The organism is Bacillus sp. EB106-04-04-XG123 (genome assembly GCF_058791855.1).
Map to the genome: position 1 here is coordinate 57,343 of NZ_JBYTDZ010000006.1, position 13,792 is coordinate 71,134.

At 38.1% G+C, this 13,792-nt stretch carries 12 protein-coding genes and 2 other annotated features; of the genes, 1 reads left to right on the forward strand and 11 read right to left on the reverse strand.

The window, feature by feature from the left end; genetic code table 11:
- Positions 1 to 314: 314 nt before the first annotated feature.
- Entirely contained in the window at positions 315 to 1,823 is a 1,509-nt protein-coding gene (locus AC3WTB_RS17305) for an AcpB/EbpR/MafR family transcriptional regulator (protein ID WP_039177198.1), read from the forward strand.
- A gap of 55 nt (positions 1,824 to 1,878) precedes the next feature.
- On the opposite strand, the gene AC3WTB_RS17310 is transcribed toward AC3WTB_RS17305, so the two are convergent.
- The 11 genes from AC3WTB_RS17310 to AC3WTB_RS17360 form a co-directional block, all read right to left on the reverse strand.
- Positions 1,879 to 2,160, reverse strand: a complete 282-nt coding sequence (locus AC3WTB_RS17310; protein WP_039177194.1) for a hypothetical protein — start codon at positions 2,158 to 2,160, stop codon at positions 1,879 to 1,881.
- Between the two features lie 342 nt (positions 2,161 to 2,502).
- Positions 2,503 to 3,786, reverse strand: a complete 1,284-nt coding sequence (locus AC3WTB_RS17315) for a hypothetical protein (RefSeq protein ID WP_492334012.1) — start codon at positions 3,784 to 3,786, stop codon at positions 2,503 to 2,505.
- Between the two features lie 17 nt (positions 3,787 to 3,803).
- The gene (locus AC3WTB_RS17320) at positions 3,804 to 4,379 is read right to left on the reverse strand and encodes a hypothetical protein (RefSeq protein WP_330545997.1); all 576 of its coding nucleotides are present in this window, start codon (positions 4,377 to 4,379) and stop codon (positions 3,804 to 3,806) included.
- 158 nt (positions 4,380 to 4,537) lie between these two features.
- Positions 4,538 to 6,466, reverse strand: coding sequence for a threonine--tRNA ligase (thrS, locus tag AC3WTB_RS17325; RefSeq protein WP_492334013.1), 1,929 nt, complete (start codon positions 6,464 to 6,466; stop codon positions 4,538 to 4,540).
- A gap of 53 nt (positions 6,467 to 6,519) precedes the next feature.
- Positions 6,520 to 6,744 (reverse strand) — a binding site (T-box leader).
- A 37-nt stretch (positions 6,745 to 6,781) separates the two neighbouring features.
- Positions 6,782 to 7,005 (reverse strand) — a binding site (T-box leader).
- A gap of 74 nt (positions 7,006 to 7,079) precedes the next feature.
- Positions 7,080 to 8,264, reverse strand: coding sequence for a DUF1835 domain-containing protein (locus AC3WTB_RS17330; RefSeq protein ID WP_492334014.1), 1,185 nt, complete (start codon positions 8,262 to 8,264; stop codon positions 7,080 to 7,082).
- 274 nt (positions 8,265 to 8,538) lie between these two features.
- Positions 8,539 to 9,369, reverse strand: coding sequence for a DNA alkylation repair protein (locus AC3WTB_RS17335; RefSeq protein ID WP_492334015.1), 831 nt, complete (start codon positions 9,367 to 9,369; stop codon positions 8,539 to 8,541).
- A gap of 186 nt (positions 9,370 to 9,555) precedes the next feature.
- Positions 9,556 to 10,743, reverse strand: coding sequence for an MFS transporter (locus AC3WTB_RS17340; protein ID WP_058837464.1), 1,188 nt, complete (start codon positions 10,741 to 10,743; stop codon positions 9,556 to 9,558).
- Between the two features lie 26 nt (positions 10,744 to 10,769).
- Positions 10,770 to 11,591 carry a MerR family transcriptional regulator gene (locus AC3WTB_RS17345; protein ID WP_492334016.1) on the reverse strand — a complete coding sequence of 274 codons (822 nt, stop codon included), beginning with the start codon at positions 11,589 to 11,591 and terminating at the stop codon, positions 10,770 to 10,772.
- Positions 11,592 to 11,752: 161 nt separating this feature from the next.
- On the reverse strand, positions 11,753 to 12,268 hold the full coding sequence (locus AC3WTB_RS17350) for a hypothetical protein (RefSeq protein ID WP_059377686.1): 516 nt from the start codon (positions 12,266 to 12,268) through the stop codon (positions 11,753 to 11,755).
- A 32-nt stretch (positions 12,269 to 12,300) separates the two neighbouring features.
- Positions 12,301 to 12,711, reverse strand: a complete 411-nt coding sequence (locus tag AC3WTB_RS17355) for a DUF6508 domain-containing protein (RefSeq protein WP_492334017.1) — start codon at positions 12,709 to 12,711, stop codon at positions 12,301 to 12,303.
- A gap of 147 nt (positions 12,712 to 12,858) precedes the next feature.
- Positions 12,859 to 13,620 (reverse strand): methyltransferase domain-containing protein, encoded by a 762-nt coding sequence (locus AC3WTB_RS17360; protein WP_394722467.1) that lies wholly within the window; start codon positions 13,618 to 13,620, stop codon positions 12,859 to 12,861.
- Between the last annotated feature and the right edge of the window lie 172 nt (positions 13,621 to 13,792).

Sequence of the window (13,792 nt, forward strand, 5' to 3'; positions counted from 1 at the left end):
ATATGGTAATCAAAAATCTGCTGCATTTTATTCTTTCATTTACCGTTTCAACAGCAAAAAAATAAACAAAATATCTAAAATGATCCATTTTTATAGGATTCATGGCATAATTATCACCTTTTAAAAGAAAAATATGGAGAATTAACGAATAATATTTGTTTTCGTCTAATTTTTTTCTCTTTTATCATGAAAAGTGAAGACAAAACGATTTAGCCTAAACATTAAAATCATTTTATGCCTATTTAGAAAATCAAATGTTCTTTAAGTGAACTTCATAATATAGAGGCAAGCCAAGGGAAGGAGTTAGTTGTTTAATGGAGCTCATTGATAATAAATCAAAGAGATGGATAAAAATTTTAAAACTGCTTGTATCAAAAGATAAGTGGTGGAGCCTTCAAGAGATATCGAATGAACAAATCGGTTCGGTTCGTGCCATTCAAAGCGATTTAGAACAAATGAAGTCGTTCCAAACAGAAAACGGAGAGCCGTTAATCCACATAAAGCCAAGACAAGGCATATCCATTTGTTATACACAGACGATACGAGTCGACTACTATATCAAAGAAATTCTAAAAGATACGATTGAAATTCGATTGATTGATGGCGTTTTCTTTGAACAAAACAGATCTTTCTATGAATGGATGGACATACTGAATATCAGTAGATCCACATTGTATAACACCATTCATAAAATCAATTCGCTTCTTATCTCGTATGACATTGAGTTACGACCAGATAGTATGCAGTTCCATGGAAATGAGAAGGAGATTCGTCAATTTTTTGTGGAATTTTTGTTTGAAGTCTATGGAAGCAGGCTTTGGCCATTCGATGATATTCAAAAGCAAGATGCAGTTGATTTTTTACAAAAGCTATTTCAGGTGCTCGAAGTCAATCTACCTGATGTGGCGATAGATAAATTTTGCCTATGGCTCGCCGTTTCCATACACCGAGTGAGGAAAAATTTTTCAATACGACGCGATTATAGGTACTCAATGGATAAGGAAAAACAAACATCTACAGCTAAAGGTATCTATAATCAAATCAAAAACTTGGAAGAACACGTTTGCCAAATGACAAAGGACACTTTTGGTGTTACGTTGGATCGTCACGAATTTGTCTTTTTACTATTGATTGAACCAGCTATTGGCCATTATAAATCAATTGAAACTGTCGAAGAAAAATTGACGTTCTTTCAATCGCATACACCACACCTCTTCGAAGCCATTCATTCCTTTATCAATCAACTGGAGTTGATATTTCATCAAGAGGTGGCTAATCGCAAGGCGATGACACTGATTCTTCTCCAATATTATGTGTATTCTAGGGAAATTACCGTAAGAGATGGATTCCTTTTCAAAAAGAAATCGAGGTATTTATCAGAGGTAAAAAAACAGCTTCCTTACTTCTATTCGAGGATTACTCATATCATCCAAGAGTTAAAAACAGACGATATACTTGCTTCTTTTGTGAAAAATGAACGAGAATTGATTCGTATCATTACTTCTAACTGGAGGGGTCTTGTTCATTTGGAAATGGATCGGAGAAACGTGTTGAACATTTTTGTCATTTCAACATTAGGTTATAATCATAGTTTGTTTATTGCGGATTTAATTAAATTAAGATTGCCTCCTCTCATTCATATTTTCACAAGTCCAGAAAATACATTAAATGAACAGACAATGGATCGACTTGGGATTGATATGATTGTGACCGATACTGAACTTCCTAATCAATTAGGACGGTCTACGCTGCTGATCAGCTCTTTTCCAACAAAGAAAGAAGTGGACAACTTGCACTCAAGATTGGTTGATATGACAAACTAAGATTCACCAAAAAAAGCTGCTGAGGAGCTCTCTCAAGCAGCTTTTTGCTTCTGTATTAATGAAGCGCTATTTGTTCATTCATCAAATCAATAGCATAAAGCGATTGCTCATATTCATCTAATAGAAGGTAGACTTTGAGCGGTGCAGCAGTTTGATCTGTCTGCTGCGTGAATAGGACACAAGTGAATTTTTCGATTCCTTCTGGCAGCTTGCTTTTCAGAAAAGGATGAAGAATAGGAGAGATTCGAAGGGTATCAACATCTTGCAACCAAAGCTCATCTTGTAACGCAGGATAATGGTCAACCAAAAACTGACGAAACACTTCCAATGTACTCAAGTTAGATATCCTCACTTTCTTCTATTTATAGCTTTAAGCTTACCTAAAACAAACATGTTCAACTCACCCTATGATCTCAGTCCGCCTATTTTCGCATACTACTAGAGACACAATGTCATTTTTTCTTCTAAAAGATTTGTAGATCAACTTTACTGTCATGAGTTTTCCATATGTATGACGTTTACTGTATGAAATACGAATTCCCACCGATGGACCTATGATCATATTCTTATCTGTTTCTTTCGTGATGAAACGACAACTTCCTTCTACAAAATTCCATTTTTATTCTAAAAAGAGGAAAATAGGACAAAAAAGAACAGCTACTCACTGTTCTTTTAGAAGTTATGAAAGGTCTGTCAAAGAGAATACTTCGCCGCTCACTGCATCAACGCCATCATGACAGTCAAGCTTGCCGCATAAAACATATTGTTTTTGCACATCGTCATAGACGTAGATGGGTGTAAGTTCGAGGCGTTCTCTCAATGTTTCAAAGGCTTCTTTCTGAGAAATGGTGATTTCACTAGCTGTTTGAGATGGATTGAGTATCCCGCATACTTGAAACATCTCTTTTTTATCTATGTAATTAATGGCTTCAAAAGTGCTGGGATCAATGAAGACCTTGATCTTATCCATAAATCCACAGCCTTCTTGCTCATTCGTTTTTAATATCGCTTCGATATAGCCATGATCACGGTGGAGTGTTTTAAGCACCCACTTCCCTGTATCCTTTGAATATTTTTGCGCCAAAAAGGTGCGAACCGCTTTGATACACTCCGCTTGCTCTTCTTTTGAGATCGGGAATGTATCTGGTGAAGGCTCCAGTGAGAAGGCTTGTTCAGCAGTAATGTCCTCGTTTATATTGATTTCCTTTTTTTCAAAGATTTTGGTTAAAGGTTCATTCCACTCCATGACCTGATTCATGTGTATACAATGTGTTTCTTCACGTCCAATTTCAAATGGTATCGTTCCTGTTCCATCGTTCTTGACATAAATTTCTTCTAACGCAAATATAGGGCGGATTCGATTCTGCTCGAAGGAGGGCCAATCAAACCGCTGCACTTGCTGCTGAGCTAAACCCTCGATCCTATCAATGGAAAGCACATATTCTTCAGCTCTTAGTCGTTTTTTTGCCATAAATGGCCCTCGATGTATAAAGTGAATGAGCTGCCCATGTTCATTCCATTTCACCTCGATTCTGCCTGAAGGCGTCACTTTCACACCATCTATTGCTTCTTCGAAAAAAAGTTCCCCTTTCTCCTTTTGTTGCAAGTGAAAATGCTCACCATCAATCAACCCTGTTTCTTGTTCAATCCATTGAATGGCATGAGCTGGATAAGGCCTCTTAAATGTGACACCATTCTTCGCGAAGGTTTTATCCATGACAAAAATAACCGTTTCAACCTGCCCTGTATTCAAATTCACGTCAATCACAGCAGTGCCGTCCGGGTTTAGATCATCGTCCTCTGGTTCAGCTTCATGGGTGGGAAACCATTCCATATTCAATGTATACACCGTTTCATTGAACATATTGACGTAACGATGAAAATTGTGCCTTTTTAGATAGTAAAGATCTAAGCCAAATTTCGCCTTTGTCTGATCGATCAGTTGTTGTATGTTTGCATTCATTTGTTTCACCTCAAAATTCAGTTTAATGGAAGAAGAAAGATGACGATAAAGCCGAATATGACGATCACTGATAATAATCCTAATGCCATTGCCAGCATATTTGATTCCTTTGTAAAGCCTTTTAATCCGTGCGCTTCAGTCGACCGATCGATTTTTCTAAAGCGAAAGAGCATGCTTATATTGATAATGGCTAGAGCCATAACAAATAAGAAAATGAGAAACTTAAGTTCTATTTCAAAGAATGAATCTGGTATTGTTTGTAAACTAAATGATTGGAAGAACATAAGCCCGCTCAATATCAATTTCCAAATGTTCTCCACTCTTTGTTCTTTCTCCCACTCTTTTCCCAATTTTTCTTTTTCATAAATGGCTACCTGCTCAAAAATGGGAATGAAAGACTTTGTTGATCCTTTTTTGATCAAGCCGTAAATGCCTTGAAGGAGCATGAAGATTCCTAAACAAAGAAAGAAATATGTAAATTGAATCTCAACTTTTTGAATCAAAACAAAAAAAATCAAGATCATCACGCCGAATAGTAAATTAGAGATAACTACTTGTTTTGTCCTCATCTTTTTCAGTGCAGCTTGATCCATGTAATACTCCTCTCCGTTTTAAATGTTTCTTTTGAACGCTCTATCTTTATTACGATTTTACCGAAAAAATGTTTCAATATTTTCCCTTTCCATTGCAGAAATGGAAAGGGAAAGACGCCCATCATTCAATGGACGTCTCATTCTTCGTAATGAAATCATCACATCATTTCTTGAGCAGCTGTTCTGTCTTTTATTTGCTCAGCTGCCAAACGTTTAAAATCCTCAACAGACATTTGCTTTGAAGTCTTTTCTCCGTGCTGTCTAATATTTAGTGTGTTGTCTTGCATTTCTGTATCGCCAATGACAGCGATATAAGGGATTTTTTGCATTTGTGCTTCTCTCATTTTATAGCCAAGTTTTTCATCACGCTCATCGATTATTGCTCTTATTCCGATACTTCTTAATTGCTGCTGCACCTTTAAGCAGTGATCAAGGTGAACAGTTGAGACTGGGATGATTTGTACTTGTACTGGTGCTAGCCATAATGGAAAGACACCCGCAAAATGCTCAATGAGAATGCCAAGGAAACGATCTAGAGAACCAAAAATGGCGCTGTGAATCACAACTGGCCGTACCTTTTCATTATTTTCGTTGATATATGTTAAATCAAATTTCTCAGGCATTTGAAAATCCAGCTGAATTGTGGCGCACTGATGGCTCCGCTGCAGGGCATCTTTAATATGAAAATCGATCTTCGGGCCATAAAATGCCCCATCTCCTTCATTTAGCTGATAGTCGACCTTTAGACGATCAAGCACATTTTTTAGTGCTGTTTCGGATATTTCCCAAATGGCATCATCCCCTAAGGCTTTTTCTGGACGAGTGGATAGCTCGACGGAATACTCAAACCCAAATGTCCGATACACATGATCAACTAATTGGAAAATCCGTTTGATTTCAGCTTCGATTTGATCTTCTCTTAAAAAAATGTGAGCATCATCTTGGCAAAATGTCCTGACCCTGAACAATCCATTTAACGCTCCGCTAAATTCATGACGATGCACCTGGCCAAACTCAGCCATTCTGATCGGGAGGTCTCTGTATGAATATAAGCTGTTTTTGAACATGAGCATATGCCCTGGACAGTTCATCGGTTTTAAAGCAAAGCTTGTATGGTCTACTTCTGAGAAATACATATTTTCATGATAATGATCCCAGTGCCCTGACTTTTCCCAAAGCTCTTGGTTCATCATAAACGGTGTACTCACTTCTTCGTATTGCGCTTTTCCTCGCACTTCTCTTGAAAAGGCCATTAATTCATTTCTGACAATCTGACCTTTTGGTAAATAAAACGGCATGCCTGGTGCTTCTTCTGAAAACATAAAGAGGGATAACTGCTTCCCTAATTTCCGGTGATCACGTTTATTTGCTTCTTCCATGAAATGAAGATAATCAGCTAGATGATTTGGATGCTGAAACGCTACACCATACACTCGCTGCAAGACATCCTGATTGCTATCTCCCCGCCAATAAGCCCCTGCAACACGTGTTAGTTTAAATGACTTTAAGTACCCTGTAGAAGGTACATGCGGCCCGCGGCATAAATCTACAAATTCTCCTTGCTGATAAACTGTGATGGCTTCTTGAGAGGGTAACCCTTTTAAAATATCCAGCTTATATGGATCATGTGCAAACAGCGCTTCTGCTTCTTTGTAAGAGACCTCTTTTCTTTGGATGGGATGATTCTCATTTATGATGTTTTTCATCTCTTTTTCAATTTCTTCCAAATCCTCTACGCTTAATGTTTGATCGAGCTTCATATCATAGTAAAATCCATTTTCAATGACAGGTCCGATCCCCAGTGTGACATTGTCATATAACCTTTTCACAGCCTGGGCTAATACGTGTGCTGATGTATGGCGCAGCACTTCAACCCCTTCTTTTGAATCAAGTGTGACAATAGACAGCCCAGCATCGCTGTTTAGCTTTTCACTTAAATCAACCATTTGATCATTGACCTTTCCCGCCACTGCTTTTTTTCTTAAGCTCGGACTAATATGGGAGGCAACATCTGCAACAGTCGTACCTGCGGGAAACTCCTTTATCTTTCCATCTGGAAATTGAATCTTCACCATGTTTTCTCTCATAACTGACACACCTTTCCTATTTTTTGAAATAAAAAAAACACACCCATCCCTCATAGAGGGACGAATGTGTAATCCGTGGTTCCACCCAAATTCCCATAACGCGTATTCGCTTTATGGCTCTGGTGCCGTAACGCGGCATTGACGGTATTGGATACTGCAATTTTCCCCAATACAGCTCAAAGGTGGTAAGACAGCTTTTCTGCGTTAGGAAGATTTCAGCGTGACTTCCCTCTCTGGTAACCGATAAAAGCTGCTCATGTCCTTTTCAAAGCAATGATCCTATATGAGTGTACAAAAAAACACACCCATCCCTCATAGAGGGACGAATGTGTGATCCGTGGTTCCACCCAAATTCCCATAATGCGTATTCGCTTTATGGCTCTGGTGCCGTAACGTGGCGTAGACGATATTGGATACTGTAATTTCCCCAATACAGCTCAAAGGTGGTAAGACAACTTTTCTGTGTTAGGAAGATTTCAGCGTGACTTCCCTCTCTGATAACCAGTAAAAATGGCTCATGTCCTTTTCTTCGCTTTTAATTTCTCCATATCTTACATGATGATGATGGATGATGTAAAGGATTATTTTGTGAAGAGCTTTTGAAATTCATTCTTTAAATGTAATATTGTGTGTATTCACTTGGGCTATATTCAATTTGAAACGCAGGTGATAAGGCCCGTTTCACTTCTTCAGTGATTCTCTCTCCTTCTTGATTGAATTTCTTTTCCATGTCTACACCATTTGGCTGCAAATCATCGGTTTCTTCGTCAAACCAGCGGCCATACTGTATATTCCAATTCCATAACTTTGAGAAAAGGGTATCACTCATTGGTACATCATCTCTTTCTAAATGACATTGACAATGCCCGCAATGAAAAGGTTCACCACCGTAATCTCCTTCAATTTTCACAAAAGGATGATCCTTAAACTCTCGACAGCACACCCATTTTTTGAAGTTCTGACCGAACTCTGTCAGTTTAATCGAGTAATAACGCATGGAAGTTCGTTTTCCTTTCATGTCAAACATCCCTTGATCAATTAATGTCTTCAATCGATATTCAATAAAATCATCACCGATATACTGATCTAAATGACCAATGACTTCTCCTATTAAGCGTGGAGTGACGATATACTCCTCTTCTGGCGCGGACTGATGAAGCCGCTTAGCCATTTTCACTAAATAAGCATCAAATTCATCTTCTGGTACGCTGATCATTTGTCCTTTTTGCCATATCCGAAGCGTATCATTTTCTTTAGCAAATGAAAGCCATTCGTTTTGTAATCTTTCTCTCTCTTCTTTTGTCACTATGTGACTATGCTCTTTACTCTCATACAAAATTTTAAATTTTTCAGATGTGATTTCTCCGGAATCTCGAAGGATCATTCTTCTTGTATTCGTATTGAACAGCTGATCAAATGCTGTCGTTGTATTGATTACTGACAATTCAACCCTTTTTTCTTTTAATAAATAGACGGCATATCTCAAGCCAATTTGCTCATGTGCATTACTGCCTGTCCAGATGAGTATACGACTGCCAGCTTTTATTTCTTTTATTTGCTGAAGCATTCTATGCTGATCGTTGACCATGTCATCAAAATAGCCAAATTCATTTGACATCACGTTACGCAGCCACTCTATACGGTTCGCTTGTCCTTCATGTTCGTGTAAATGTAGAAGTGGCCCAATTGAATAAATATCATCAAAAGAGATGACATCATCTATTTGATCTTGCTTCATTTCACGTATTGCTTGTTTTAAACTACCGGCAGCTGCCGCCCCAAATATGATATGTATCATCATCCGTCTCCCTTTATCTTACAGTTTATTTCATCTTCACCTATTCATGGTTCTTGCGTCAATTCTATTGAGTCAATTTCATTCAAAAGTATGACGAGGAGATGATTAGATCTTTACAGAAGTAATCATGGCAGAACAGTGGTAGCTAGACTTTTACGAAAAACGAAAAGCCCCACGAAATGGGGCTATTTGCGTACAACTCTCTGAGACTTTCTTTCCAATTGATTTATTGATAGAAATCTCCTCATAAAAGGAATGTAGATCATGCTCTAATTCACAAATCCCCCTTCACAATCGTTCTCTTAGCTTTTTTAACAATCCTGCTTGTCGCTTTTGTCTCAGAATCCTTTGACCACTGTTCGCACATGTTTCGTACCCAATCAGACTGTGTTTTGCTAGCGTCATTCAGCCAGTTTCCTACAGAATCTTGAACATATGTTGATGGATCAGATTTGAGGTGATTTAGAATTGGCAGTGCCCTCTCTGGTTCCTGCTTTAATAACTCAATATGCTTTGTCCATACACCTCTTGGACGGATCGATTCTACAGAGAATCGACGAATATGTTCATCCTCGCTTTTTGCCCATTCTGTTAAATATTCTATACTTTGATCGAGCTGCTGACTTAGACTTTCTCTCACTGACATCCAAGCAATTTCGCGTACACCAAAATGATGATCAGCTGCAAATGGCTGAATGTACGCTAGTTTCTCTTCCAAAGAGGATGAATGCTGCTTGTTCATATAAGCAGCCCAACAGCGGATGCTATCAGATATGTGACGGCTGCATGCCTGTATGACTTCCACTCTTTTTTCCTCATTTTCTTCCTGCAGTACTTCATCTAACAAATGACCGATAAGACGAATCGCTTTCATGCCTGACCCCGCTTTTTGTTTGGCGATTTCTGCTGAAAGATCGATTAAATGTTTGTCTAAACCAATAAACGGCAAAACATGCTGTAATAGAGTCACGTGATTGACAGCCAACCATTCAGTTAAATTGACACTCTCTAACTCTCCCTGATTCAAAAGAATCAAGACGTCATGAGGAATGTCACTCCCCTTTCGAGCGCCTTTACGATTGATGATCTTCTCACTTATTGGCATTATGTATTCTCTCCTGTCTACCAGTACATTTTTGTCATTATTTTTTGGAGTCATTTGTTATTAACGCTTAAAGACCTTTGGATATTCACTCCCATTGTAGCAAATAAACTTCCTCAACTGGTTCATTTTTCAAATCAAAAAGGAACTACCGAAATAAGTAGTTCCCTCAATACTAGTGAATCTATGTTACCTTCCTTGCTCCATCACCTTCAAACTCTTCTGCTGAGAGATTCGGTCAAATGCCACCATCAAGATGGTCATGAGCAAAGCGAGAAGAACCGTTCCAGCGCTGATCCAGCTGAGGTTCAATATAGATGTCCTGCTTAGTACAAGTCCTCCTAAACCCGAGCCTAAAGCAAATCCGAATTGAATAAATGATGTATTGACACTTAATGCGATATCAGGAGATTTAGGTACAAGTGTGACAAGATATAGCTGCTGAGCTGGCGATGTGCTCCATGTTGCAATCATCCATATCATGATCACCGCCACCATGACCACGAGGTTCCCTGTCACAAATGCTAGCAGCATAAGCATGATGATTTGTAGAATAATTCCGGAGAAAATCGTGAATGTTGGGCCTTTTTTATCTGCTGCTACCCCTCCAAGACTGGAGCCCAAAAAGCTGCATATTCCCGCTAGTAATAAAATGCCACTGATTTCTGTAATGCTAAGGTTTGCTGATTCTTGCAGGAAGGGCGTTAAATAGGTAAATAAAGTGGAATATCCCCCAACATAGAATAGCGTCACTGCCACTGCCAGCAAAATTCTCTTATCTTTTAAAATTGATAACTGCATACCTAGCGTCACCGGTTCTTGTTCTTTCATAGAAGGGATGCGCCTATATACAACAATCAGCGGAATGAGCGTGATCAATCCAATGGCTGCAAATAATGCTTTCCATCCAATCATGCTGCTTAGAAATGTCCCGATTGGCACACCTAAAACCAAGGAACTGCTTAATCCCATTAAAATGATGCCAATGGCTGTTCCTCTTTTTTCTCGCTCGACAAGACGAGTAGCCACAGCCATTGCCACCACAATGGCCGTCCCTCCACTAATTCCTTGTAAAATCCTTGTCATCAGCACCATTTCAAACGAATGGCTGACACTTGTGAGGATATTACTTAAAGTAAAAATGATCAGCATCCATGATAATATTTTTCTGCGGTCGATATTGATGGTTAGTGCAATGACAATCGGTGCGCCGATTGCTGCGGAGAGCGCTAAGGATGTGACCAATAAACCAGCAGCTGATGTCGTGACCTGTAAATCATCTGCGACCATTTGAATAATCCCTGTAATGATATATTCGATTGTTCCGATTAAGAAGGCTGCTAAAGCAAGTAAATAAACAACGGCTTTATTTTTCATCGTGACGTTTCTCCTTTGGGCAATGTTTACACTTCATTTTTTATAGGAATTTGTATTTCAATGAGTCTTCCTTCTTCATTTTCAGACAATGGGTAATAAATCTCTCTGCCAGGCTGATCTTCTTTCACGCGGTATCCGTTATTTTCGATCCATGTCGCCAGGTCAACACAAGCAGATTGTGCAAATGGAGAATCTGAATGAAATAGGAGCGTCGCCATGGTTTCTTCAGCTGGTAACGTGCGCATCGTAATTCCCTGAGGCAGAGAGCCCCTTAACGCTTTAGCGGAATACCCAACCTGAAATTCGAACTCACTTTCTTTAGCAAGTGATTCCCTCCACAGCACGATTTGTGGCTCAGAGTTCAATTCTTGCGGATGTTTTTGTAACAAATGATGAAACGTTTCAAAGAATGATGGGATTTCGTCAACAGTTCCGTTGACTTGAAAAGACATGATGTGTTTGCTTTCAACCGATTTGATGATGACCTCCTGCTCTTTTTCAACACACCCCTCTCGTTTGATGAGGTGCATCCGCTCCTTAATACGCGCTAATTTCTGCTGTTCTCTCTCGATCAATTGCTGAATCTCACTCTCTTTCAAGAGAAACATGCCCTGAATCTGCTCAACAGAAATATCTTCACGAAGAAGCTGACTCATTTGCTTTAACGTAAAGCCTAATTCCTTGTACAGAAAAATTCGATTAACCTCAAGCAGCTGCTCAGCTGAGTAATACCGGTATCCAGAATCTTGATCGATCTGTTTAGGTTTTAATAAATCGATTTGGTCATAATACCTTAAGGTTTTGACAGGGACTTTACTTAACATAGAAAAATCGCCAATCTTGAACAACCTGCATCTCCTCCGTTTTGTTGATCTGATCAAAGTATAAACCTTTCAGTAAAGGGGAAAGTCAACAGAAGATTTTCATTTGCATAATCATTTGATGAAGTTGAATAAATTTTTCAAAAGCGCAAAAAGCCTAGATTTCTCTAAAATCTAGGCTTTGCCCATTATCCTAAAATTTTTTCTAACAATCCCATCTGCTCAACAATCTTCATATCATTCATAAATCGTTCCAAACTTACTTTATTCTCTTTTTGTAAGTCTGTTGAATAACCTAAGCATATATTAAAAATACGATCTAACCTTTCTCCGTCTCCACTATAAAAATAATTCGTCACTACTCCATTATTTTCACTTGCAAGAACCACAACTGTAGCCATCTCTAATACATATTCTATATCTTCTTTAGAAATCGTTCGATCTTTTTTCTTAGCACTCATGAATTCATGACTATGAATAGAACGAATCCTACCTTCAAGTAAATTGAGTATAGACTTCTTATAAATGACATACACACTGTGAATATGACTTTTATCAGGACAATAGGGATCTTGTAAAATGAATTTTATACGCTCATCTTCTTTTTCAATTTTTATTGCATCAAGATCATATAATAAAATTTGATCAATTTCTTCTATTTTCATAGGAGGAAAAGTATCGGCTGCATCTGTTTTATTTTTCATATGATCACTCCAATAATTGAAATAAACCGCTCTTAGTCCAAACAATCTAATCTTTCAAGACACTTCAACATGTTTGCACTTTTAAAGAAATTGAATATGGCTCCCTCACTAAATCGCTCAGCTCTCAAAGCCTCCATGATGAGAGCAAGTACACACTGCGCATTTAAATTTGAGATGTCCACATGCTCCATATCGTTCGTTCCCCAATCAATTCCATTTTCTGAGAGGATTTCACTATAGCGGGTAAGTTCCATTTCTTGATGCTGTTCTGCAAAGGTATAGACATCATCAAGAAAGCGTTGGACCGTTTCGGAATAATTCACAAAGGGCATCTGGATTGGGCGTTCAGTTGTTCCATCATTTTCCTGATCGATCACCCATTCTCCGATATGGTCCTCCTGAAGCTTCGGTATGTATTTTGTTAGAATCTCGAATTGTTTCATGGTTATCCTCCTCTATTTTTTTAGAATGCTTTCAAGCCCGACAATAATAAAAGGAAACATTTTCAGGCCATGTATCGTGCATACAGGAGTGACTTTAGTTCATTATTAATCTGGAGCCTTCAAATAGCTCGAAGACTCCATTTCCAATTAAATTGCTTTAGCTAAAATAATAAATCGGTGTTGTTTTGCGTCAAAATAACCCTTTTGTTCAATGGTTTTATGAATGGTGTATAATTCATCCTTGAAATTACTTATTTCAAAACCTGGCACTTGCCAAGGAATTGCTTTTAGATAATACACCAATGCTCCGATATCATAAAATCTTAGAATGGGGAACTCTTCAGCACTTTTCAACACCTCAAAATGATTCTCCTGTATCTCTTTTAAAGCTAGCTTTAAGTTCCAATCAATAAATTCTTCATTTATTGGTACCCTTAGATTCTCATTAATCTCTATGCAATCGAGTCCACCGACTTGTTGAGTTAGAAAAATACCTTCTTTCGAGATAATTCTTCTCACCTCTTGAGATGAAAATGACTCATGTTGATTGATGATAAGATTAAATTTTCCAGTCTCAAACGGCAAATTTTCATCATTAGAAATTTGAACTACCTTCACTCCTAAAGGGGTTAATCGTTCTTTTGCGACAGGTACATTAGGTAAGTAACCTTCTGTAGCATAAACTGATGTTGGAAAAGGTCTTAATTTTGATAAAAACTCTCCACCACCAGTTCCCATGTCCAGCATTGATTTTGCACTTTGAACAAGAGAAGTAGCTATACTACCATATGACCATGAAAGCAACTCACTTTTCATTCTTCCAGTTTCAGATATGAATGAGAAATCCCACCCAACAAAAGGTTCATCTGCTTGTTTTATAAATGAAGAAAACTGTTTGTCATTCATCATAATCCCTCCAATTATCATTTTGCAGTTTTAATGATTAAATAATTGGTGGGCCTCTTACGAATATATAAAGTTGTTATATTTCATGTTCTTTTAGTCTCATATTCAATAACTCCCTGTAAGAATCTTGATTTTTGACATTCATTTCAAAATTCATTCAACTGATATTTGAGTA